The following is a 23,496-nucleotide window of genomic DNA, read 5'->3' as shown; positions in this document are numbered from 1 at the left end:
TCTGCTAATTCAGTATGTTATAGGATAGACAATGCTCCCTCATTTGAAAAATGAAGGTTGCTGAGGATTTAAAATTTCCCATAAAAAAACCTGCCGAAGCAGGTTTTTTTATTGATGCCTATTAATCAAAGAGGCGATCAAAGAATGATTTTTTCTTTGGAGACGATGCATGACCATCACCATCTAAAGATGCTTGTAATTCTTTAAGTAACTCGCGTTGACGGCTGGTTAAATTTACTGGGGTTTCTACAACGATGCGGCAAAGTAAATCACCCACCATACTGCTACGTACAGGACGAACACCTTTGCCACGTAAACGGAACAATTTACCCGTTTGAGTCCCCTCAGGAATCTTCAAACTCACACGACCGTCCAAGGTTGGGATTTCAATTTCTTTACCCAAAGCGGCATCCGCGATACTAACTGGCACATCCATATATAGATCAGCACCATCACGTTGGAAAATTTCATGCTCACGCACAACCACTTCAACGTATAAATCACCTGATTGACCATCACGAATCGCTTCGCCTTTACCAGTTAAGCGAACACGATCACCGTTGTCCACACCCGCAGGGATGGTAACTTCAAGTGTTTGTTGACGATCTGCAACACCAGAGCCATGACAAGTATTACATGGATTTTTAATAATTTTGCCTTGACCACGACAGGTGCTACAAGTTTGCTGCACAGAGAAGAAACCCTGTTGCATACGAACTTGACCTGAACCATGACAAGTGCGACATGTTTCGACATCGTTTGGATTTTTAGATCCTTTACCATCACAAGTTTCACATGGTGCAGGAGCAGTAAAAGTAATGGTTTTTTTAACGCCTTTAACTGCTTCTTCTAAGGTCAATTCCATCACATAGCGGAGGTCTGAACCACGGCGTTGGCGTTGCTGCTGGCGACCGCCACCAAATGCGCCACCAAAAATATCACCAAATTGGCTGAAAATATCTTCGGCACTAAAACCACCACCGAAGCCACCGCCACCACCAAAACCGCCTTCAAATGCACTATGTCCAGCACGGTCATACATACTGCGCTTTTCACTGTCAGACAGGATTTCATAGGCTTCTGATGCTTCTTTGAATTTTTCTTCAGCTTCAGCGTTGTCAGGGTTACGGTCAGGGTGATACTTCATCGCCAACTTACGATAGGCTTTTTTGATCTCATCATCACCTGCGGTTTTCGAAACGCCTAAAACCTCATAATAATCACGTTTAGCCATGGTTGGCGATGCTCCTCACGGAATTTATTAAATCTCTACGAATAAATAGGCTCTGTTGATCTTATTTTTGAGATCAACAGAGCCTAGATAGGGGCTATATTACAAATTTACAAGGTCTAAGTTAATAAAAAAGCAGCTTTATTAGAAAACTGCTTTATTTTTTAAATACTTAGAAAGTCCTTTCAGCCAAGCATTCAACAAGAATAACCAAGCAATTGAACTAAATACGACACCTGCGACTGTTGTAGCAGTCACCCAAATTGCACTGTCCCATGCAAAAAAGAACAATGGGATAAACCACAAAGAGGCAAAAAAAGCCATCATAATAAATAACAGCACATTACGCATGATCCATAGGGCATGCGCATGAATCCAAACTTCGGCATTATCCACAATCGCAACTTTTCGTGCAAACATGTATGCAAACGCAGCAAACAAAATTGTAAATAATGCAAGAAACATGAACACGTAAGAAATCGCTACATAGCGACGATGCTGCTCAATATTGTCTTGCCCCATGCTCTATTTCACCTCAATCCATGCATTTTGCCAAATCAATCATGCAATGAAATTCAATTATTTTTTGGTCTTAAAATATAGGTGCTACTATATTGAAATTTTCAATATTTCGCACCTTTATTCACAAAATAATTACGTTAGATATGTTGCTTTTTTAACCTTAAACCACGCTGCATAGAGTGCAGGCAGGAAAAATAGGGTTAATAAGGTCGCAACAATCAATCCACCCATAATTGCAACAGCCATTGGACCAAAGAAAATACTGCGTGAAAGTGGGATCATTGCAAGAACTGCAGCAAGTGCTGTCAGTACAATCGGACGGAATCGTCGCATCGTCGCATCAATCACCGCATCCCATGCTGCTTGTCCAGCCTGAATGTCTTGCTCAATCTGATCAATCAAGATCAATGAGTTACGCATGATCATACCAGACAAGGCGATTGTCCCAAGCATAGCGACGAAACCAAAAGGCTTATTAAACAATAGCAAGAATGCAACAACGCCTATTAATCCTAATGGTGCGGTTAACAATACAATCGTCGCACGCGACATACTGCGTAATTGAATCATGAGCAAAGTCATCACTACAGCTAGGAATAATGGCATTCCTGCATTGACTGAACTTTGACCCTTAGCAGATTCTTCAACAGTTCCCCCAACTTCGAGCAAATAACCATTTGGCAGATCATCACGCAAGTCCTGCATCTGATCAGCTAACTGCTGAACTACCGTGGCAGGTTGTAGATGGCTACGAATATCTGCTCTTACAGTAATGGTTGGTAAACGGTTACGATGCCAAATCAAGCCTTCTTCAAATCGTGATTCGATTTTTGCAATCTGTGCCAATGGGACTGTTGTGCCCTGCGTTGTCGGAACGGCTAAAGATGCCAAAGATGCCACTTCTGCACGCTCAGCCTGATCTCCTCGCAAGCGAATTTCAATTAACTCACGTTTTTCGCGATACTGATTCATCACTGTACCAGTCACCGAAGCATTCAAGAAATTGGCTAAATCAAAACTCGTAACACCCATTTGACGCGCACGGTCTTGATCGATTTCGATAGCAATAATCTTACTTGGCTCGCCCCAATCTAAATGCACATTGGTGGTATTAGGATCTTCACTCATCACTTTTGCCACTTTTTGTGCCCATTGACGCACGGTGCTTAGATCTTCTCCTGAAACACGGTATTGCAATGGGTATCCCACTGGTGGACCATTTTCGAGCAACGAAACACGCGTACGCACTTGAGGCAATAATTGCTTGATTTGCGTTTCTAAAGAACGGCGAATTTCATCACGATCATCTAAAGACGATGCGAGTACGACAAACTGCGCAAAACTGGCTTGCGGTAGTTGTTGGTCTAAAGGTAAGTAAAAGCGAGGAGAACCTGTTCCAACGTAGGCAACATAATTATCGATCCCTTTTTGTTTAGATAAGAATGACTCCACCTTTTTAACAGCCTGTTCAGTCGCTGTCAGTGAGGCACCTTCTTCAAGCTTTAAATCCACTAAGATTTCTGCACGGTTAGATGCTGGAAAGAATTGTTGAGGAACGAATTTAAACATCGCAACTGATAAAACAAAGATTGCCACCGTGACTCCGATTACTGTTTTACGATACGTAATACAGAGCTCTACCATACGACGGAAAGACTGATAAAACTTGGTTTGATAGGGATCATGGTGCTGTCCATGTGCCTGTACAACAGGTTCAGGCTGTTTCCGCAATCTCGCCCAAAGCCTCAAATACCATGCTGCTTTCTGTTGTTGCTTGGTGAAGTCAGGGAGTAATTTTTCACCCAAATATGGAACAAAGAGTACGGCTGCTATCCATGACACAATTAACGCAATCGTTACGACTTGGAAAATAGAACGTGTATATTCGCCAGTGCCTGATTGTGCCGTTGCAATCGGTAAGAAACCTGCTGCGGTAATCAATGTTCCTGTCAGCATTGGAAATGCCGTGGTTTGCCACGCAAATCCTGCTGCTTTGAGTCTGCTATAGCCCTGCTCCATTTTAATTGCCATCATTTCAACAGCAATAATGGCATCATCGACCAACAAACCGAGTGCAAGAATCAAGGCACCGAGGGAAATCTTATGCAGACCGACATCAAATAGATTCATCCCTGCAAAGGTCATTGCCAAAACGAGTGGAATAGACAAAGCCACCACCAGTCCTGTGCGAAAACCCAAAGAAAAGAAGCTGACCAATAAAACGATAATGACCGCTTCAGCCAATACCTTTAAAAATTCCTGAATACTGCGTTGTACTGCGACTGGTTGATCTGAAACTTTTTGAAGTTTCATGCCCACAGGCAATGATTTCTGCAAATGATTAAATTCGGTTTCTAAGTTTTTGCCCAAAGCGATGATGTCACCGCCTTTGCGCATCGAAACCGCGATGCCAATTCCATTTTCCCCCATAAAACGCATACGAGGTTGAGCAGGTTCACTGAAGCCCCGATAAACATCAGCAACATCCCCCAATTGAATGGTTTTATCACCGACCAATAGCGGCATTTTTTTCAGATCATCTACACTGTGCAAATGTCCACTGACGCGAAGTTGAATACGATCTGTGCCAGTCTCAAAAAATCCTGCACTTGCCATATCATTTTGCTTTTGTATCGCTTCTTGAATCGCTGTCACAGGTACACCGAGCTGCACCGCTTTGGTATTGGATAATTCAATCCATATTTTTTGATCTTGTAATCCGACTAAATTGACTTTGCTCACATCTTTGACTCGTTGCAATTGCAGTTGCAAACGATCGGCATATTCTTTCATTACCGCATAGTCAAAATCGTTCCCTGTAAGGACATAGATGTTGCCAAAAGTATCACCGAACTCATCATTGAAAAATGGTCCTTGTACACCATTGGGTAACTGATGGCGAATATCATTGACCTTTTTTCTGACGTTGTACCAAACATCAGGTATTGCACTCGAAGGTAAACTGTCTTTAGCAACAAAAGTCACTAAAGATTCACCAGGACGTGAATAAGCCATGATGCGGTCATACTGACCTGTGGTCATTAATTCTTTTTCAATTCGATCGGTCACGAGTGTCGAGACTTCTTTAGCCGTTGCACCAGGCCAGTAAGTCTGTACCACCATCACTTTAAAGGTAAAAGGTGGATCCTCACTTTGCGACAGCTTGGAATAAGACATAATCCCGACGATGCCGAGTAGCAGCATAAAATAAAGCACAATGCCTTTATTTTTCAGTGCCCATTCTGAGAGGTTAAATTTCATGATTAACCTCCAGTTTTGATCGTGACTTCACGATTCTCTCGGTCTACAGGATGAATCTTTTGTTGCTCACGTAACAAATGCACACCGCCAACCACAACCCAGTCTGTTGCTTTTAAACCAGACAGGACAGGAACACTATCTCGACCATAGGCGCCTAAGCGAACTGGAACTTTACGTAAGGTCTTATTTGTCGTCACGACCCATACAAATGCCTGCTGATCATTAGCCGTCACACTAGAAAGTGGGACGCTGAGGACATTCGTTTGATTTGCAACAAAGAATACACGCGCACTTTGTCCCAACTGAATGCTAGATTGACCTTCCAATAAGGAAACCTTGACCGTAAATGTTCGAGATTGATCAGCAGCAGGAGAAACCTCTCGTACTTTAGCTGCAAAGCGAAGGTCTGGCTGAGACCACAGTGTGACCCAAGCAGGCTGCCCCACTTTAATCGTTGCGACTGCTTGTTCAGGGACTCCAAATACAACTTCACGCTCTCCATCAATCGCGAGCAGATAGGCAGCCTGTCCTGCTGCAACCACCTGACCCACTTCAATTTGACGTTCGGTAATCACGCCATTTTTATTGGAGATCAGTTGGTTATATCCCGTTTGATTCGAAGAAACTTCATAGTTTGAGCGTGCTTGTTGCAAACTTGCTTGCGCCGCTTCGTATTGATTTTTGATGGCATCAAATTGTGAGCGACTGACTGCATTTACTGGCAATAATTGCTGATAACGCTGATATTCTTGCGCTGCAATTTTTGCTGCTGCTTGTGCGCTGTCTAGCTGTGCTTTAGCTGCATTAAGTTGTAACTGAGCATCTTTAACATCTAACTTCGCTAATACTTGCCCAACTCTGACTCGATCACCAACATCAACAAAGCGTTCGGTAATTTGTCCTCCAACACGAAATGCCAATGCCGTTTGCTGTCTCGCCTGTACATCACCTGCATAGCTTTTTTGATCAATATGATTACTACTCGGTTGCGCGACCATGACATAAGGAATTTCTTCCGTCTTTGGAACCTCTTTTTGACATGCTGTTAAAGTGACACTGCTGAGTACGAGCAATCCCACAATTACATGATTTAGCAGATTCATCTCTTTTTCGCTCTTATTCAAATTGATTTTTTAAGGCACAATATGAATATCATGATAAATTGTTTATTTTTTAATTAATATACCCATGAGTACACTAATTAAAAATTAAAGTTATTTATTTGATTTTTAATTTAATTAAAAGAGAACGATAACGTGCAAAACAGTAGTGGTCGCCCTAAAGATTTGGAAAAAAGAGCTAAAATTTTACAGGCTGCGAAATCTCTTTTCCTAAAAATGGGGTATCACGCTGCCAACATGAATCAAATTGCCAAAGAAGCAGGCGTCACGAAACTGACCGTGTATAACCACTTTCAAGACAAAGCCAATTTATTTATCTGTGCAATTGAAGAAACCTGTGAAGAATCTATTTTTGCTAAAGAAATCATTCTCACGGCAGAAACCAATTTTACACAAGCACTCTATCTGATGTGCCATCGTGCTTTAACTATTATTTATCTTCCTGAGGCATTAAAACTTGATCGCTTATTGTTCGAACTCGCAGCAGAACAAAGCCCTTTAACACAGCAGTTTTTTGAAGCTTCACATACACGTATGAGCAATGTTTGGTGTAATTTTTTTGAGCAGGCAATTGCACTTAAATTTATTCGTGCTGACGATCCTTTAAAACAAACTGAATTAATCGTGTCTTTAATGTTGGGCTTACGTCATTACCGAGTTCTACTCGGATTGGATGAAGTGCCGACCGCGAATGAAATCGATCAGATGATTCAACAAGCGATTGAGCTTTTTTTGCTTAAATATCAACCCAAAAATTAAATAAAATTCACATTTTTTTACGTTCTGCTCTTGGATTGTCTCTCAATCGCGTTATAGTCGAATGAGAACATCAGGAGAAATAGAATGATTCAACAAATCACAGCTCCATTACGAGAAGACGTCCGTTTATTGGGCAACTTACTCGGCGAAACATTAAAACTACATGCTGGGCAAGATTTGTTTAATCAAATTGAGCAAATTCGCGCTTTAGCAAAAGGCGCACGTGACGGTCAAATAGAAGCAGAGAAGCAGTTAGAACAGCTTTTTCTTGGGCTAAAAGATGAGGAGATTTTGCCTTTAACACGAGCATTCTCACATTTTCTTAACTTCGCTAATATCGCTGAACAATATCACGTGGTACGTAGCCGACGTCATGCGGAGTTTGACGAGCATGCGCCTAGCCCAAATCCACTCACTCACCTTTTTGAGAAATTTAAAAATCAGCAAATTTCTGAACAGCAATTATTTCAACAAATTTGCGATCTAAAAATTGAACTAGTACTCACAGCGCATCCAACAGAAGTGAGTCGTCGTACCTTGATCCAAAAATATGATGATATTACGGATTGTCTATCACAGCTTGATCAAAAGAAATTAACGCCTCGTGAACGTCAACAGACCATCGCCACACTCAAACAGCTAGTCACCTCTGCATGGCAAACCGATGAAATCCGTCAACATCGCCCGACGCCTGTAGATGAAGCAAAATGGGGGTTTGCAACGATTGAACAAACGTTATGGAATGCTGTACCTAAATTTATTCGTGAATTAAATGAATTAACACAACAGCATTGCCTGCAAGCTTTGCCTCTCAGCATAGCGCCGATCCGTTTTGCTTCATGGATGGGTGGCGACCGCGATGGTAATCCGAATGTCACTCATCAAGTGACACAGGAAGTTCTGTGGTTATCGCGTTGGCAGGCTGCAGATTTATACCTCCGTGATATTGAAAATCTACGTTGGGAACTTTCTATCCAAAATTGTTCTAAAGAACTTAGTGAAGCTTTAGGTTATGAACATCCTGAGCCGTACCGTGAATATCTACGCATTACCCGTGAACGACTTAAAGCAACACGTTATTGTTTAGGTCAACGTTTACAAGGTTTGGATGCCGACGATAGCAATATCATTCGGAATAAAGATGAATTATTGGCCCCTCTTCTGCTTTGCTATCGTTCCCTTGTGGACAGTAACCTTGCGGAAATCGCCAATGGACAATTGCTTGATTTTATCTATCGTGTGAATTGTTTTGGGATTGAACTACTCAAACTCGATATCCGCCAAGAATCAGGTCGTCATCGTCAAGCCATTTCTGCGATTACGGAATATTTAGGTTTGGGTAATTTCGAATCGTGGACAGAACAAGCGCGTCAAAACTTCTTGATTCAGGAATTACAAAGTAAACGTCCATTATTACCTAAGTATTTGAATGAGCCAGAAGGTAGTCTCATTCAACATCCAGATGTGCTCGAAGTGTTTGCCACTATGCGTACTCTAGCTGAGCAACCAGCAGAGAGTTTAGGGGCTTATATCATTTCAATGGCTGAATATCCAAGTGATGTGTTGGCTGTATTGCTCTTGCAAAAAGAAGCGGGCATTCAACATCCTCTGCGTGTCGTGCCATTGTTCGAAACCTTGAAAGATTTGGACGGCGCTGCCAAAACCATGGATACCTTGTTTAATATGCATTGGTACAAGCAGCATATCCATGGCAAACATGAAGTGATGATTGGTTATTCTGACTCTGCCAAAGATGCAGGCTTTATGTCAGCAAATTGGGCTCAATATCGTGCACAAGAAGAACTCACCGCGGTTGCAAAAAAACATGATGTGCAATTAACCCTATTCCATGGTCGTGGTGGTTCAATCAGTCGTGGCGGTGCTCCAACCCAACAAGCTCTCTTTTCTCAACCACCAGGCTCGATCTCGGGTGCTATTCGTGTCACTGAGCAAGGTGAGATGATCCGCTTTAAATTTGGTTTAGAAGGGATTGCCTTACAAAACTTGGAAATCTATACCGCTGCGACCTTAGAAGCGACTTTATTACCACCGCCAGAACCTAAGAAAGAATGGCGTGATTTGATGAATCAGATGACGGATCTCTCCGTTAAGGTATATCGCCAAACGGTTCGTGAGAATCCAAATTTTGTGAGTTATTTGCGTACAGTTACACCAGAATTAGAGCTGCAAATGCTGCCATTGGGATCACGCCCAGCAAAACGAAAAGTCAGTGGCGGCATCGAATCCTTACGTGCAATTCCATGGGTATTTGCTTGGACACAAATTCGTTTGATGTTGCCCGCTTGGCTGGGAACTGGCACCGCAATTAATCAAGTGCATGAACAACATAAAAATACGCTCAATGACATGCTAGATCAGTGGCCGTATTTCCAAACCTTAATTGATATGTTGGAAATGGTACTGTCTAAATCAGATGCAGACATTGCGTTGTATTACGAATCTCATTTGACTGATGATCAGGACCTCAAAGCTCTCGGGATAGAGTTAAGACAACGATTACAAAATGCGGTTGATACACTTTTGAATCTGAAAGGCGAGTCCAAACTTCTGAGCAATAATGAAGTCTTAGATCAGTCGATGCAGGTTAGAAAACCTTATCTATTGCCACTTCATTTGTTGCAAGCTGAGTTGATGAAACGTCGTCGTTTATATTTAGCTGAGCATCAAACAGAACATACACCTGTTGATCATGCCTTAATGGTGAGTATTGCTGGTATTGCCGCAGGGCTTCGCAATACAGGTTAATCATTCTCTATGTCTAACCCTCATCAAATAATTCAGTTTGATGAGGGTTAAATTGGCAAAATATGCCAACTGGACAAAATTTTTTTAAATTTATTTTAAAAATTAAATTGAGCTATTTTGCAAATACAACAAGCAAAATCAACAATGAATTCTAAAGTTTATTTACATATATATTTTACCAAAAGGTAAAAATATGAAATTTATGACCATTTGCGTTCATTCAGATCAATGACCAATAGATGAAAGCATAATTTAAGACAGGGTATCATACGCGCTGATATCACATAATGAGTCTACTTTATGTCAAATTGGTTTCCAAAATGGCAGCCGTATCAGGGGAAGATTGATCATCGCCCTGTTGCGACAAACGAATATTTACCGCCCTTACAAAGCGCGGTACTCGGGGTACAACACGCATTTGCAATGTTTGGAGCAACTGTTCTTGCGCCATTGCTGATGGGTTTTAATCCAAATCTCGCGATTTTAATGTCAGGGATTTGTACGATTATCTTCTTCTTGATCACAGGTGGACGTGTACCGAGTTATCTCGGTTCAAGTTTTGCGTTTATTGGTGTGGTTGCAGCCGCTACAGGTCACATCACGGGCTCTGGTGCAAACCCGAATCTATCAGTTGCACTTGGAGGTATCGTTGCTTGCGGTATCTTGTATGCTTTAATTGGCTTTGCCGTCATGTTGACAGGCACACGCTGGATTGAAAAATTAATGCCACCTGTTGTAACAGGTGCGATCGTAATGATCATTGGTTTAAACCTTGCCCCAGTAACAATCAAAGGCGTTGCAGGTCAGCCTTTTGAAATGTGGATGGCGCTCATCACTGTGCTGAGCATGGGTGTTATCGCGGTATTTACCAAAGGCTTATTACAGCGTTTATTACTGTTGGTAGGTTTACTGATTGCCTATGCCATTTACGTCATCGCGACGAATGTGCTTGGATTTGGAAAACCAATCGATTTTTCACAAATCGCGGCAGCACCATGGTTTGGTATCCCAAGCTTTTCTCATCCTACTTTTGATATGAATGCCATGTTAATTATTGCACCTGTTGCATTAATTTTAGTTGCAGAAAACTTAGGTCATATCAAAGCAGTGGGTGCAATGACAGGCGAAGACCTAACCCCTCAACTAGGTAAAGCATTTGTTGCCGATGGTTTAGCAACCACGTTATCAGGTGGTGTGGGTGCACCAGGGATGACGACTTACGGTGAAAATATCGGTGTCATGGCTGTTACCCGTGTTTATTCAACCATCGTCTTTGTAATCGCTGGTGTCTTTGCAATCTTTTTAGGTCTATCACCAAAATTTGGTGCCGTGATCAGCACAATTCCTACCGCGGTACTTACGGGTGCCTCAATTGTGGTCTTTGGTTTAATTACTATTGCTGGCGCAAAAATCTGGATCGAAAACAAAGTCGACTTCTCTAATAATAAAAATCTGATCGTTGCATCTGTGACAATTATCTTGGGTGCGGGTAATTTCGAGTTATTATTCGGAAGCTTTAACTTAGGTGGAATTGGTACAGCAACCTTCGCCGCTATCTTTCTAAATGTTCTGTTTAGCCTAAAAAAATAAAAATTTAATTATCAAAGGCAGCATGAGCTGCCTTTTTTACTGTAAAGCATCTTTTAACTGCTGAATGTTCCCCAACCATAACTCATATTCATCGGACTCTAGCCACAACTCCTTGAGTTCAGAATCATCAGCAACTATTCGTTCCAAAACACGCTTCGCCAATGACAATACACCATCATTTGGTTGCTCCGAAATGGTTTCTAACCATTGATCTACTTTCTCAGTGTAAACATCGGATTGAGTCCCTTTGCCAAGACGCTTTGCAATGACTTCAACCGCAGCAATGGCTTCCATCGCTAAATCAGCATCTAAATACTCATCGCCCTCATCAAGTGCCACCTGTAAAGCAGCCTCAATCACTGCAAAGTCTGTCGCATCCTCTAGTTCGTATGCCCAGTCATTTGCAGTGTCATTTCCAAACGATTCGTGTGACCATGTTCCCATCATTTTTTCCTTTTTTATTGTTCAGTATTAAAATGCTCAAAGTTACTCTTGGCTTTGTTGTTTATACTTTTCTTCTAAAACATTACTAATAATGCTTTCAATCATCCACACTCGATACAAACTATTAAACACATAAGTTTGTCCGTCTATACGAAATTCTAAGACTGGAAAATCAGGTTGATGCTTTTCCTGACACAGAACATCATTTTGCTTTAAGCATTGTTCAACATCTTGTTCAGTCAATTGGTCAATATCCAAACGCTTTTGCATTTTTTGAAAATGTGCCTTAAAGGATAAGTCTTTTCCACGTGTCCAAACCGCTTCTAAAATCTCATGCATGCAGTCGACTTGTTGCTCAACAGGGACGCTATAAAACAATTTTGCCATTTCATAGGTTGCCTCTTTGGTTGGTCGACAAAAAGGTGTAAATGCAACTTGTGTCCGCTTAGACACTCGTGTTGCCAAACTCCAATCAAACCAATCACGTCCGTGATAACTTAATGGATACACGCTTAATTGGATATTGTAATAATTTGCCAGTTCTTCTTTGATGTAGGCGAGTAATAGCCAGCTCATTGGATCTTCAAGAGCGATATATAAATCCAGCTCTGGATGCAAACCTTGAACTTCAGTTATAGACTCACCGTCATTGATTAAATGCTCACGCCACTCAATATGATTAATCAAAAAGATGGGATTACCCGTAAGTAGTTTTTGTTGTTTTAAACGGCGGGTCAAACGTAATAAATCATCAACAGCTTGATACTTACGCTCACCAAATTCGAAATAGCTAGCAATCACTGGCACATCTTTAAAAATGCGTTCTGGGTAATTTTGTGGAGTTTGGTGCTTGCTGGCCATAGCATGCAAAGTGCGTAATTTTCCATATTGCTGCTGCCAAAGCATATGAAAAACATCTTCTAGTAAATGTAAAAAATTTTGTTCTCTTAATGGCGTATTTCTTAGAATTGTTTCTGCTTGTTGTAAGGCTTCAGCTGTTGGTATTTCGGGTGTATCGTCAAATCCAAAACGATGCTGTTTTGCTAGAATCTTGGCATCATTTAGACAATATTGAAGCCAATCTTCGGCTGTCATTCCATTTGGGGGTTCTGCACCCTGTCTAGATATAATCACCTTTAATGGTTTGAGTTCGTCACTCAAAATCTCATTCAACTGATCCAGTTGTTGTACCGCAAGATAACTATAAACATCGTCTAAACGAAGATAAATGCTTAAACCCTGTTCCGTGGGTAATTCCGCCTGACGAGAAGGTTTTTGGTAAAACCAACGCGATCGGATGGGATCAAACCAACGACGTAACAAAGACATGTCGATAGCCTCTAATGGTCATAAAATCTGTAAGTGAATGAAATTGTACTCACGTATCAATTTATACGTCAGCAAAAATTATCTTCAGTATCTAATAAAATCAAAAAAAAATCCCCCTTTTATTGTAAGAGGGATCTCGCCGCTTTAAGCGGCGATCAGAATTACAGAACGCGAACAGCGCCTTTTGCTGCGCTCGTAGAGTGCATTGCATAAATCTTAAGTGATTTAGAAACTTTACGCTTGCGCTCTTCAGCTGGATGCCAGCCTTTTGCTTCTTGAACCGTACGACGATGAGCCATCGTTGCATCATCTACATTCAAGTGAATCGTACGATTTGGAATATCGATTTCAATGGTATCGCCATCTTCAACCAAACCTATCGCACCGCCTTCAGCAGCTTCAGGAGACACGTGACCAATTGATAAGCCTGAAGAACCACCAGAGAAACGACCATCCGTAATCAAAGCGCAGTCTTTACCTAAACCTTTTGATTTCAAGTAGCTTGTTGGATACAACATTTCTTGCATACCTGGACCACCGCGTGGACCTTCGTAGCGAATCACAACAATGTCACCTGCAACGATCTTATGATCTAAGATTGCTTCAACCGCTGAATCTTGGCTTTCAAAAACACGTGCTGTGCCGGTGAATTTCAGAATCGATTCATCTACACCCGCTGTTTTAACGATACAACCATCTAATGCGATGTTACCGTAAAGTACAGCCAAACCACCGTCTTTAGAGAAAGCATGTTCCGCATTACGGATTACGCCTTTCTCACGGTCACCATCAAGCGTTGAATAATAACGGTTTTGTGAGAATGCGACTTGCGTAGGAACACCACCTGGAGAAGAGCGATAGAACTCATAAACATCAGGATCTTCAGTGCGAATAATATCCCACTTATCTAAAGCATCTTTCAGTGTTTTTTCATGTACGGTTGGGCATGAAGTATTCAGTAGATTAGCACGATCAAGCTCACCTAAGATCGCCATAATACCGCCCGCACGATGCACATCTTCCATATGCACATCAGATTTTGCAGGTGCAACTTTAGACAACACTGGTACTTGACGAGACAAGCGATCAATATCATCCATTGTAAAATCAACTTCAGCTTCATGTGCAGCTGCAAGTAAATGTAATACAGTGTTGGTTGAACCACCCATTGCAATATCAAGCGTCATTGCATTTTCAAACGCAGCTTTAGTTGCAATTGAACGTGGCAAAATGCTGTCATCATTCTGTTCGTAATAACGTTTCGCAAGTTCAACAACTAAACGACCCGCTTTTAGGAATAATTTTTCACGATTGGCATGAGTTGCAACAATTGAACCATTGCCTGGTAATGATAAACCTAATGCTTCTGTTAAACAGTTCATCGAGTTTGCAGTAAACATACCTGAACATGAACCACAAGTAGGACACGCAGAGCGTTCGAAAGCAGCAACTTCTTCATCGGTATAGCTTTCATCAGCAGCAACAACCATCGCATCAACAAGGTCAATCGCTTTTTCATCTCCACGGAATTTAACTTTACCCGCTTCCATTGGGCCGCCAGAAACGAAAACCACTGGAATATTAAGGCGCATAGCCGCCATGAGCATTCCTGGTGTGATCTTGTCACAGTTCGAGATACAAACCATCGCATCTGCACAGTGCGCATTGACCATGTATTCAACTGAGTCCGCAATCAAATCACGTGATGGCAATGAATACAACATGCCGTCATGCCCCATCGCAATACCATCATCTACCGCGATGGTATTAAATTCTTTCGCTACACCACCAGCAGCTTCAATTTCTCGTGCAACCAGTTGCCCTAAATCTTTAAGATGCACGTGACCTGGAACGAATTGGGTAAATGAGTTGACGACCGCAATAATAGGTTTGCCAAAATCTTCATCTTTCATACCTGTCGCACGCCATAAACCGCGCGCGCCAGCCATATTTCTTCCATGTGTTGATGTTTTCGAACGATAATCAGGCATTTTTTATTCCCAACAAGTTTGTGCTCGAGATGAATAGGACATTCTCTCTGGCGAAATGATACTGAGCTTTTCCCATCATACTACAAGTTATCGTTTAACTGATGACCAGCGAACCTATCTTTTTTTGTTCAAAGACAATTCCTTTCACCTAATTAGGGGCTAGTGGCTTTTTGGCTTATAATTTGGGGTAAATTTTCTGTGGATTATCTTTGTGAAGATCATTTTTGCTGGTACGCCTGAATTTGCGGCAACCGCATTGGCGGCATTATTAAAAACACCACACCAGATTATTGCGGTTTACACTCAACCTGATCGTAAATCAGGACGCGGACAAAAGCTTACGCCTTCTCCTGTTAAGCAACTTGCACTTGAACATGGCTTACCTGTTTTTCAACCACTGCATTTTAAAGCGTCGACTGAAGAAGGTTTAGCTGCACAACAAGAGCTAGCAGCTTTGGGTGCTGATGTCATGGTAGTCGCCGCTTACGGTCTGATCTTGCCACAAACAGTGTTAGATACACCTAAATACGGTTGTTTAAACATTCACGGTTCTCTATTACCTCGTTGGCGTGGAGCAGCTCCGATTCAACGTGCAATCGCAACAGGAGATGCTGAAACAGGTATCACCATCATGCAAATGGCAGTAGGTTTGGACACAGGCGATATGATGTACAAAACCTATTGCCCAATTACTGCAGAAGATACCTCTGCAACCTTGCATGACAAGTTGGCAACTCAAGGTGCTGAAGCCATTTGTACCGTGCTTGAATCTGAGCAAAGTTTGCAATCATTTATTGCCAAACGTGAAGTTCAAGATGAATCCCTGACGGTTTATGCACATAAATTAGTGAAATCAGAAGCACGTATTGATTGGACACAAACTGCAATCCAAATCGACCGCAATATTCGTGCGTTCAACCCTTGGCCTGTGGCTTTTATTCAATTAGATGAAAATAACGCTTTACGTGTTTGGAGTTCAATGCCCTCCGAGATCAGTAAAGCAAATGCTCAATTAGGTGAAATTCTTGCAATTGATAAGCAAGGCGTACATGTCGCTTGTGGTGAAAACAGTGTCGTGTGCTTAACCAGTTTACAGTGGTCAGGTGGTAAAGCGCTCAATGCTGTCCAAATTGCCCAAACTCAAAAATTACATCTTGGACAAATTCTCCCATGAGCCAATCGAATCAATCATCTACAAAAAATCTGAATCTACGTGCGCAAGTGATCAAAACACTTTTGGCTGTTCAAAATGGGCAATCTTTGACTTCCGTATTGAATCAACATATCAATATGGTCTCTGAACGTGATCGTGGTTTATATCACGAACTGACTTTAGGTTGTTTACGCCAGTGGTTTTCATTAAAAGCCATTACCTTACCATTGCTCACCAAACCGTTAGACAATGAAGCACTCGAAAGTTGTTTATATCTTGGCTTATATCAAATTTTATGTACCCGTATTCCTGTACATGCTGCAATCTCGGAAACTGTAAATGCTGCTAAGCAATTAGGTTTCGAGCCAATGAGTGGTTTGGTCAATGCGATTCTGCGTCGTGTTTCACGTGAAACAGATGAATTTCAAATAGCTTTGAATAATACACATGGTTTACCAAGTTGGTTATTCAAACGAATCAAAAAAGATTGGCCTGAGCAAGCAGAGCATCTGTGTCAAGCCTTAAAACAAGTCGCGCCACTCACCCTGCGCGTCAGTGAACGCCAAGTTAGTCGTGATGAATATTTAGAGATTTTGGACGAAGAACAGATTAATGCTCGTCCTTGCATGCTTTCTGACGTTGGTATTGTTTTGGAACAAACGGGCAATATTACCCATTTACCAGGTTTCGAAGAAGGTGGCTTTTCTGTTCAGGATGAACATGCTCAATTGTGCGCCACGCTTTTACCGAACCTAGATGGCAAAGTGGTGGTTGATGCTTGTGCTGCACCAGGCGGAAAGACAGCACACATCCTTGAGCGCTTTAATCCTAAAAAGCTGATCGCATTAGATCATGATGCAAAACGTTTATTGCGTGTTTCTGAAAATATCGAACGTCTTGGCTTAGATCAAACTGAGGTGGAGATTATCGCAGCCGATGCCACCACATGGCAGGCACCAGAACCCGTCGATTGTATCGTGCTGGATGCACCTTGTTCTGCAACAGGTGTTATTCGTCGTCATCCTGATATTCGCTTGCTCAGACAATCCACAGACATCGCACAAACCGTGGCTTTACAGCAACAGATTTTGAGACAGATGTGGCAACAGCTTAAAGTTGGCGGTACGCTGCTTTATATCACCTGCTCAATATTAAAAGTCGAGAATGAGCAGCAGATGGTCGAGTTTTTTGCAGACCATCCCGATGCAAAAGAAATTAAAATCTCTGCGGATTGGGGTATAGAACAGATTCATGGTCGTCAGCTGTTGCCTTCAAATCAATCAGGTGATGGTTTCTACTATTGTCATATCCAAAAACAAGCGTAATAAAAAAGCAGGCTTAAAAGCCTGCTTTTTTTAAGAATCAATCATAGCGTATGCTGATCTTTAACTTCTTCAAGAACATCATCTAAATCTTCTGGATTCTTCATTAGGTGGCGAATCGACAAAGCGAGTCCACCCCATAAAAACACCATTGAAATAATCATCATTACGATTGCTGAAGTATTCATAATTTTATTCTCCTAGCGATCTTTCATTCTGCTTAAAACTAGCGCAACGACAGCACAGAAAATGACACTGCCCCATCCAAACACGCCTTGTAAGCTCATACTATAAGTATCGTAACCGTTCTTAATCAAGTTAATCACTGTCATGCTCAAAGTCGTTAACAGGATCAATGATGTGATCACAGTAAGCGTAAACGCCCAACCTTTACCTAACTGAATCGTAGAAATACGGTTCACATGATCACGAAGTTCAATCAAAGCAGAGCGTTTAAACCAAGCAATACTAATGATAGAAACCAATGCTCCGCCAATAATACCGATGTTATTGATGAAGTGATCCACAATATCCACCAGCTTAATGGCATTAACGCTTGAGAATAGAATCACTGAAACTAGCGCACTACCACCACCGATGATCGTTACTGCCTTCTTACGTCCCCATTTCAATTTATCCTGCATTGCTGCGATTGGCACTTCAAGAATACTCACCATCGATGAAATACCAGCAACAAACAACGATGAGAAGAACAACAGACCAAATACGTCTGCGCCTGCACCTAAGCTTGAAATAATTTTAGGGAATGCAATAAATGCCAGACCAATACCACCACTTACGACATCTTTAACTTCTGTACCCGCAGCATGTGCCATAAAGCCAAGTGCAGCAAAAATACCAATACCAGCAAGGATTTCAGTCGATGCATTGGCAAAACCAACGATCAAACCAGAGCCTGTTAAGTTAGTTTTAGGCTTCAAGTAAGATGCATAGGTCACCATGATCCCGAAGCCTACAGAAAGTGAGAAGAACGTATGACCATAAGCTGCTAACCAAACTTTATAGTCCATCATCGCTGCCCAGTTTGGCGTAAAGAAAGCATTTAAGCCTTGAACCGCACCAGGTAAACGTAAAGATTGAACAACAAGGATAGTGAACAATACGAACAGTAAAGGCATGAAAATCTTGTTCGATAGTTCAACACCTTTTTTAACTCCACCATAAAGAATGATGAGTGTTAATGCCCAAATTCCCACAATTGGCCAGAATAGATGACTAACAAACTGGAAATCAAAACCTGAAGCTTTTGAAGTTTGTAGGTAAGTATTAAAGAAGAAGCTTTCAGGATCACTACCCCACGCTTGCCCGATCGAGAAATAAATATAACTTCCCGCCCAAGTCAAAACACTAGCGTAATATAAACCGATGATAATACAGACACAGACTTGCCACCAACCTAATGTTTCACCGCCTTTAAATAAAGAACGATAAGCTTTCGGTGGAGAATTACGAGCACGATGACCTGTGGCATAATCTAAAAATAAAAGCGGTAAACCCGCAGTGATAAGTGCCAATAAATACGGGATAAGAAAGGCACCACCACCATTTTCATAGGCAACATATGGAAAGCGCCAGATATTACCTAAACCTACAGCTGAACCTACAGCTGCAATAATAAAACCAGATCGTGATGTCCAGTTTTCACGAGAATCTGCCATAGAACACCTAATATATTCATGTGGCACTTTTCAAACTGCGTTCACTTGTTATTATCCAACAGAGAGAAAAGTACCGTAAAAATCTTGTTTTGCTTGCATGAAAGTTCAACCTTGTGGGTCTCTTATTTCCATGTACAAACAAGCAAAAACCAAACCATCTTCCTTAAAGATTGGATTTTGTTTTTCTGCTTTTAATAGCTGAACAATACCTGTTTTTATTTCTTTTTACTGTAAATTCCTGACGAAAAAATCACACTTTTCGAGCGATTGATTATTTTTCAACTCAGTCAATAGTTGACCTTATAGTCAAATGATAAATTTAAGATACAGAAAACTATTAGGTGCAGAATCACAAGGTCTACCTGAATAATCTATTGCTTGATCGCCAGCAACCGTTCTTCCTGCATATCTCGAATCGCGGATTGAATTCCCTCTCGACCTAAGCCTGAGTCTTTCACACCGCCATACGGCATATTATCGACACGGAAGGTTGGCACATCATTGATAATTACACCTCCTACATGTAAATGGTCCCATGCATACAACATTTTATTGAGATTTTGTGTATAAACTCCTGCTTGTAATCCAAAACGACTTTGATTAATTGTTGCAATTCCTTGCTCGAAATCCTTATATTTTTCTAAAATGGCAACAGGGCCAAATGCTTCATCTTTATAAATTTCTAACTTTGAATCAACATTTTCCAATAAGGTAGGTTCAAAACAAACACCATCTAAAACACCACCAACAAGTATTTTTGCACCTTTCTTCTCGGCTTTATCAATCCATTTTTTCAGTCGAATCGCTTCAGCTTCTTTAATCATTGGACCGACCAACGTCGTTGCTAAGCTTGGATCATCAACTTTAATCTTTTTTAATTTTGCGATTAATTTCTTTTTTAGATCCGCATAAATATCAGCATGCACTAAAATCCGCTGCACGCTGATACAAATCTGACCTGCATGACCATAAGCTGCACCAATTAAACGGTCAATCAAAGCATCATCAATGATTGCATCCGCCTCAATCATCACCGCAGCATTACCCCCCAATTCAAGCGTAACCTTTTTACGACCTGCTCTCGCTTTCATATCCCAGCCGACTTGATCAGAACCCGTAAAGCTGAGCAACTTAAAACGATCATCCGTAACTAAAATATCCGCCGCTTGGCGATCACAAGGCAATACTGACCATGAACCTTTAGGCAAATCTGTTTCAGCCAATACCTCTGCAATTTTAAGCGAACTAATTGGCGTTAAACTTGCTGGTTTCAGCACAAAAGGACAACCCGCTGCGATCGCAGGTGCGATCTTATGCGCAACTAAATTCAAAGGAAAATTAAATGGACTAATTAAGGAAACTGCGCCAATCGGCACCTGTTTAACCATCCCACGATAACGAGAAGCTGCTGGTGTGACCGCTAAAGGTATTATTCGACCATCATCCATTTGAGTCACTGCATCCGCAGCCAATTGGAAGGTATTAATCAGCCGTTCAACCTCAGCACTTGCTGCACCACGAGGCTTGCCGCCTTCCGCAATCAAAATCTCAGTCAATTCACCACGCAATTCATTGAACCGTTTCACGCAATGCAACAATATTTTTTGTTTTTCAAAAGGTTTTAAAGCAGCCATTTCAGCTTCGGCTTTAACAGCTGATGCAATTGCCTTTTCTAGAGTTTTAGCATCAGCCAAAGCAACTCGTGCGAAAACCTGAGTCTGATATTTATGATGTACATCTAACCACGCTGCTGTTTTTACCGCTTTACCAGCCAAATATAATGGATATTCAACAACGTTTTTTTGCTCTTTCATTTCTTATTCTCTTTTCAAAAAACTAAAATTAGACTACTGCATAATTTTACAGATCACTATATGATTCGCCCAATCTATGATGAATTCACAACAATTCATTACGGTTTATGCTCATAAATTAGGACTATATGATGAAAATTTTAAAAATATCGATGCTTACTTTAGGAACAAGCCTTTGTGGTTTAGCACAAGCAGATGTTATTGGTGTCAAAGGTGATGTGAGCTACTGGGCATACGACGGTAAAGCAAATATGGCAACCCAAACTTCTGCTCAAGATCAAGACCTTGACCGTAAAGGTGCTGCGCAAATTTCTCTTGCTGTTGAACACCCTGTTCCATTAATTCCAAATGCAAAAATCCGTTATGTGAATTTAAAAACACAAACTGAAAATGAAGTTTTAGGTCAACCTGTGTATGACTTAGATATCGATCATACCGATTTCATTCTATATTATGAAATTCTCGATAACGTTGTGAATGCAGATGTTGGTTTTGGTGCAAGCAATTTGAATGGCGATGTCAAAACGTTGAATTTAACAAAAACTGATATCGATAAAACCATTCCAGTGATCTACGGTTCAGCTGGGGTCAAACTACCGTTTACAGGTTTGAGTGCTAAAGGCGAGTTACTCTACAGCAACTTTAATGATGCTAAAATCACAGATGCCCAAGCAGAATTACAATATAACTTTATTGATAATTTATTGGTCGATGTAGGATTGAAAGCAGGCTACCGTATCTTAAACATCGAATTAGATGATTATGAAAAAAATGATCTTAAATTTGATTTTAAAGGGCCATATGTTGGTTTAGACATTCATTTCTAAATCAAATTAATGAAAAAGCGGAGTCTGATGATTCCGCTTTTTTATTATGAAGTATATATTTGCCATGTAAGCTTAAGCCTACAACCATCGTCGTAATTGGCGAATAGTTCAATTGAAAACTTTGCCCTATCATATAAAACATAAAGAGACAGGAAGTCTCATTGAAAATAACAAGATACGCAGGAAGCGGTCGTTGATAAGGAATATAAACGACAAGAAACTGAATACTAAGAAGCCCCGTCAGGATGATGGGGCTTCTTTTTATTTATCATTTTATGCGTGATTTAAAGACTTTTAAGATAAGCAATTACTTCATCATGCTCTGCCATTTCTGCAAGCTGCAGCGCAGTATATTCGCCTTTATAAGCCACATTTGCCCCTTTACTCACCAGTAGCTTCACCACCGCCAAATGATCATTCTCAGCAGCAGCCTGTAACGCGCTATACCCTTCATCATCAGTCTGGTTTGGATCTATACCGTCAGCCAATAATTGTTCGACTTGTTCCATATCACCAAGAGAAGCCCAATAGACCAGTTCAGGAAGATGAAGTTCATCATCGTTTTCAGGGAGTGGAGAGAAAGAGCTGAGTTTCATAAGGAATGATCCTTTGTCTAGTGCTAACTAAAATTAAAATCTAAATTTTGTAGTGTATCTATCTCAAATTTTATGGAAATCTTATACCCGAGTTAAGTGAATTAAAATATGCTTTGGTTTATTCAACTTCAAATGTTGTTTCTGACCATAGCCTCCGCAATCTCAGTCAGTATGCCAAAATACATCTGGCTTACCATCTGAACGCTGGGGAATTGAGTCTCTGAGAGGATTCTCGAAAACCCACTCCTCACCACGTTGTACTGCAGTATAAAAGTCATATCCACCTTCTTTGCGTTTCAACTCTACATATTGAGTCCACCTCCCATTACGGGCAGTCCACTCAATCTTGAAGCGAATTGATGACTTAGTCATATCACACGGCACTATCTGGTTTTGCATGACAGCCAAATTTGGCTGCACTGTCCCGCAATTAAATTTCACATGATGCTTGAAAAAGTCATGCATATTACCAGTGCGCTTAAGTTCCTCAACTCCTAAACTTGCTTTATCCAAATCCAGAACACTAGCGTGGGCATCAATAAGAGGATAATCCCCCTCAACATGGGCAGTGATATTCCTAATGACTCCACCCTGCGGATTAACAAGCATCAACCACCCGACACTCTTTCCACCAGAAGTATACCCTTCCAATCGCTCAGCCACCTTTGTTAGCTCGTCCAGTAAGCTCTCTTGTTTCTGCACGATACCACTCAATTCGCTCTCAACAGATTGTTGCTTTTTTACACGAAACCATTGCGCAAACGCCCAACAGGCTAAAAAAAAGGAGGGACCAAAAATTGAGATGGCGTTAACCAAATTCCTCTTATCGGGAGCAACTACAAGACTGTAGATTGTCCAAATAACTGCTATCAGCAAGGGAAATCCCATCTCGCGGCCAAGCTGTCGTAATACATGTAAGATATTAGGCACCCAAGTTTGCTCCACAAACAAATAAAACTTCTATGTCATTATTCACAGCACTTTTAATATTTATCGCTATTTTGATTTTATAAACTATATATCTTTTCAATCATATGTATTCCACCCTATTTTCTTTTTTGCAATAAAAAACACCCCTAACCGTTAGGTTA

The 23,496-nt window shown here is 41.1% G+C and carries 18 protein-coding genes; 6 read left to right on the top strand and 12 right to left on the bottom strand.

The genetic code is table 11. The features are described 5' to 3' along the window. Positions 1 to 121 precede the first annotated feature (121 nt). The 4 genes from dnaJ to IRT38_RS03255 form a co-directional block, all read right to left on the bottom strand. The gene (gene dnaJ, locus IRT38_RS03270; protein ID WP_004951083.1) at positions 122 to 1,234 is read right to left on the bottom strand and encodes a molecular chaperone DnaJ; all 1,113 of its coding nucleotides are present in this window, start codon (positions 1,232 to 1,234) and stop codon (positions 122 to 124) included. A 141-nt stretch (positions 1,235 to 1,375) separates the two neighbouring features. Next, the gene (locus IRT38_RS03265; protein WP_004910303.1) at positions 1,376 to 1,753 is read right to left on the bottom strand and encodes a hypothetical protein; all 378 of its coding nucleotides are present in this window, start codon (positions 1,751 to 1,753) and stop codon (positions 1,376 to 1,378) included. 132 nt (positions 1,754 to 1,885) lie between these two features. Beyond that, complete coding sequence (locus IRT38_RS03260) at positions 1,886 to 5,014, bottom strand: efflux RND transporter permease subunit (protein ID WP_194596945.1); 3,129 nt, start codon at positions 5,012 to 5,014, stop codon at positions 1,886 to 1,888. A 2-nt stretch (positions 5,015 to 5,016) separates the two neighbouring features. Next, positions 5,017 to 6,117, bottom strand: coding sequence for an efflux RND transporter periplasmic adaptor subunit (locus IRT38_RS03255; RefSeq protein WP_004910310.1), 1,101 nt, complete (start codon positions 6,115 to 6,117; stop codon positions 5,017 to 5,019). 153 nt (positions 6,118 to 6,270) lie between these two features. Between IRT38_RS03255 and IRT38_RS03250 the strand changes: the two genes are divergently transcribed. From IRT38_RS03250 to IRT38_RS03240, 3 genes are all read left to right on the top strand, one after another. Further along, complete coding sequence (locus IRT38_RS03250) at positions 6,271 to 6,894, top strand: TetR/AcrR family transcriptional regulator (protein ID WP_194596944.1); 624 nt, start codon at positions 6,271 to 6,273, stop codon at positions 6,892 to 6,894. 84 nt (positions 6,895 to 6,978) lie between these two features. Further along, positions 6,979 to 9,660: a phosphoenolpyruvate carboxylase gene (ppc, locus tag IRT38_RS03245; protein ID WP_005403483.1), complete on the top strand. Its 2,682-nt coding sequence runs from the start codon at positions 6,979 to 6,981 to the stop codon at positions 9,658 to 9,660. A 300-nt stretch (positions 9,661 to 9,960) separates the two neighbouring features. Continuing rightward, a complete protein-coding gene (locus IRT38_RS03240) occupies positions 9,961 to 11,250 on the top strand; it encodes a solute carrier family 23 protein (RefSeq protein WP_004910321.1) in 1,290 nt (429 codons plus the stop codon). Between the two features lie 36 nt (positions 11,251 to 11,286). On the opposite strand, the gene IRT38_RS03235 is transcribed toward IRT38_RS03240, so the two are convergent. The 3 genes from IRT38_RS03235 to ilvD form a co-directional block, all read right to left on the bottom strand. Further along, entirely contained in the window at positions 11,287 to 11,694 is a 408-nt protein-coding gene (locus IRT38_RS03235) for a DUF4259 domain-containing protein (RefSeq protein WP_194596943.1), read from the bottom strand. A gap of 42 nt (positions 11,695 to 11,736) precedes the next feature. Continuing rightward, the gene (locus tag IRT38_RS03230) at positions 11,737 to 13,023 is read right to left on the bottom strand and encodes a hypothetical protein (protein ID WP_004951069.1); all 1,287 of its coding nucleotides are present in this window, start codon (positions 13,021 to 13,023) and stop codon (positions 11,737 to 11,739) included. Positions 13,024 to 13,184: 161 nt separating this feature from the next. Further along, positions 13,185 to 15,014 carry a dihydroxy-acid dehydratase gene (ilvD, locus tag IRT38_RS03225; protein WP_004951068.1) on the bottom strand — a complete coding sequence of 610 codons (1,830 nt, stop codon included), beginning with the start codon at positions 15,012 to 15,014 and terminating at the stop codon, positions 13,185 to 13,187. A gap of 211 nt (positions 15,015 to 15,225) precedes the next feature. Here ilvD and fmt point away from each other — a divergent pair, with 211 nt between their 5' ends. Beyond that, positions 15,226 to 16,188 carry a methionyl-tRNA formyltransferase gene (fmt, locus tag IRT38_RS03220; RefSeq protein WP_151760406.1) on the top strand — a complete coding sequence of 321 codons (963 nt, stop codon included), beginning with the start codon at positions 15,226 to 15,228 and terminating at the stop codon, positions 16,186 to 16,188. Continuing rightward, a complete protein-coding gene (rsmB, locus tag IRT38_RS03215; RefSeq protein ID WP_194596942.1) occupies positions 16,185 to 17,492 on the top strand; it encodes a 16S rRNA (cytosine(967)-C(5))-methyltransferase RsmB in 1,308 nt (435 codons plus the stop codon). Before fmt ends, rsmB begins: the two co-directional genes overlap by 4 nt. 41 nt (positions 17,493 to 17,533) lie before the next feature. Here the strand turns inward: rsmB and IRT38_RS03210 are convergent, their stop codons facing one another. The 3 genes from IRT38_RS03210 to IRT38_RS03200 all read right to left on the bottom strand — a co-directional run bounded on the left by IRT38_RS03210 (position 17,534) and on the right by IRT38_RS03200 (position 20,982). After that, complete coding sequence (locus tag IRT38_RS03210) at positions 17,534 to 17,677, bottom strand: methionine/alanine import family NSS transporter small subunit (RefSeq protein ID WP_004910340.1); 144 nt, start codon at positions 17,675 to 17,677, stop codon at positions 17,534 to 17,536. A gap of 12 nt (positions 17,678 to 17,689) precedes the next feature. Continuing rightward, a complete protein-coding gene (locus IRT38_RS03205; protein ID WP_004910343.1) occupies positions 17,690 to 19,168 on the bottom strand; it encodes a sodium-dependent transporter in 1,479 nt (492 codons plus the stop codon). Positions 19,169 to 19,539: 371 nt separating this feature from the next. Next, complete coding sequence (locus IRT38_RS03200) at positions 19,540 to 20,982, bottom strand: aldehyde dehydrogenase family protein (RefSeq protein WP_194596941.1); 1,443 nt, start codon at positions 20,980 to 20,982, stop codon at positions 19,540 to 19,542. A gap of 131 nt (positions 20,983 to 21,113) precedes the next feature. Between IRT38_RS03200 and IRT38_RS03195 the strand changes: the two genes are divergently transcribed. Further along, positions 21,114 to 21,809: a TIGR04219 family outer membrane beta-barrel protein gene (locus IRT38_RS03195; RefSeq protein ID WP_194596940.1), complete on the top strand. Its 696-nt coding sequence runs from the start codon at positions 21,114 to 21,116 to the stop codon at positions 21,807 to 21,809. A gap of 284 nt (positions 21,810 to 22,093) precedes the next feature. On the opposite strand, the gene IRT38_RS03190 is transcribed toward IRT38_RS03195, so the two are convergent. Together IRT38_RS03190 and IRT38_RS03185 are read right to left on the bottom strand one after the other, a co-directional pair. Further along, on the bottom strand, positions 22,094 to 22,405 hold the full coding sequence (locus tag IRT38_RS03190) for an ankyrin repeat domain-containing protein (RefSeq protein WP_194596939.1): 312 nt from the start codon (positions 22,403 to 22,405) through the stop codon (positions 22,094 to 22,096). Positions 22,406 to 22,567: 162 nt separating this feature from the next. Further along, positions 22,568 to 23,335: a hypothetical protein gene (locus tag IRT38_RS03185; protein WP_194596938.1), complete on the bottom strand. Its 768-nt coding sequence runs from the start codon at positions 23,333 to 23,335 to the stop codon at positions 22,568 to 22,570. Positions 23,336 to 23,496: the final 161 nt, after the last annotated feature.

The sequence above is a fragment of the Acinetobacter sp. SK-43 genome (genome assembly GCF_015351505.1).
Taxonomy (GTDB): Bacteria; Pseudomonadota; Gammaproteobacteria; order Pseudomonadales; family Moraxellaceae; genus Acinetobacter; species Acinetobacter junii.
Note: the sequence above shows the minus strand (reverse complement) of the source record. Positions and strands in the feature narration are given on the sequence as shown.

Excerpts from the sequence above, each read along its gene's own strand:
- dnaJ (WP_004951083.1), bottom strand. The coding sequence starts at position 1,234 with ATGGCTAAACGTGATTATTATGAGGTTTTAGGCGTTTCGAAAACCGCA.
- IRT38_RS03265 (WP_004910303.1), bottom strand. The coding sequence starts at position 1,753 with ATGGGGCAAGACAATATTGAGCAGCATCGTCGCTATGTAGCGATTTCT.
- IRT38_RS03260 (WP_194596945.1), bottom strand. The coding sequence starts at position 5,014 with ATGAAATTTAACCTCTCAGAATGGGCACTGAAAAATAAAGGCATTGTG.
- IRT38_RS03255 (WP_004910310.1), bottom strand. The coding sequence starts at position 6,117 with ATGAATCTGCTAAATCATGTAATTGTGGGATTGCTCGTACTCAGCAGT.
- ppc (WP_005403483.1), top strand. The coding sequence starts at position 6,979 with ATGATTCAACAAATCACAGCTCCATTACGAGAAGACGTCCGTTTATTG.
- IRT38_RS03240 (WP_004910321.1), top strand. The coding sequence starts at position 9,961 with ATGTCAAATTGGTTTCCAAAATGGCAGCCGTATCAGGGGAAGATTGAT.
- IRT38_RS03235 (WP_194596943.1), bottom strand. The coding sequence starts at position 11,694 with ATGGGAACATGGTCACACGAATCGTTTGGAAATGACACTGCAAATGAC.
- IRT38_RS03230 (WP_004951069.1), bottom strand. The coding sequence starts at position 13,023 with ATGTCTTTGTTACGTCGTTGGTTTGATCCCATCCGATCGCGTTGGTTT.
- ilvD (WP_004951068.1), bottom strand. The coding sequence starts at position 15,014 with ATGCCTGATTATCGTTCGAAAACATCAACACATGGAAGAAATATGGCT.
- rsmB (WP_194596942.1), top strand. The coding sequence starts at position 16,185 with ATGAGCCAATCGAATCAATCATCTACAAAAAATCTGAATCTACGTGCG.
- IRT38_RS03210 (WP_004910340.1), bottom strand. The coding sequence starts at position 17,677 with ATGAATACTTCAGCAATCGTAATGATGATTATTTCAATGGTGTTTTTA.
- IRT38_RS03205 (WP_004910343.1), bottom strand. The coding sequence starts at position 19,168 with ATGGCAGATTCTCGTGAAAACTGGACATCACGATCTGGTTTTATTATT.
- IRT38_RS03200 (WP_194596941.1), bottom strand. The coding sequence starts at position 20,982 with ATGAAAGAGCAAAAAAACGTTGTTGAATATCCATTATATTTGGCTGGT.
- IRT38_RS03195 (WP_194596940.1), top strand. The coding sequence starts at position 21,114 with ATGAAAATTTTAAAAATATCGATGCTTACTTTAGGAACAAGCCTTTGT.
- IRT38_RS03190 (WP_194596939.1), bottom strand. The coding sequence starts at position 22,405 with ATGAAACTCAGCTCTTTCTCTCCACTCCCTGAAAACGATGATGAACTT.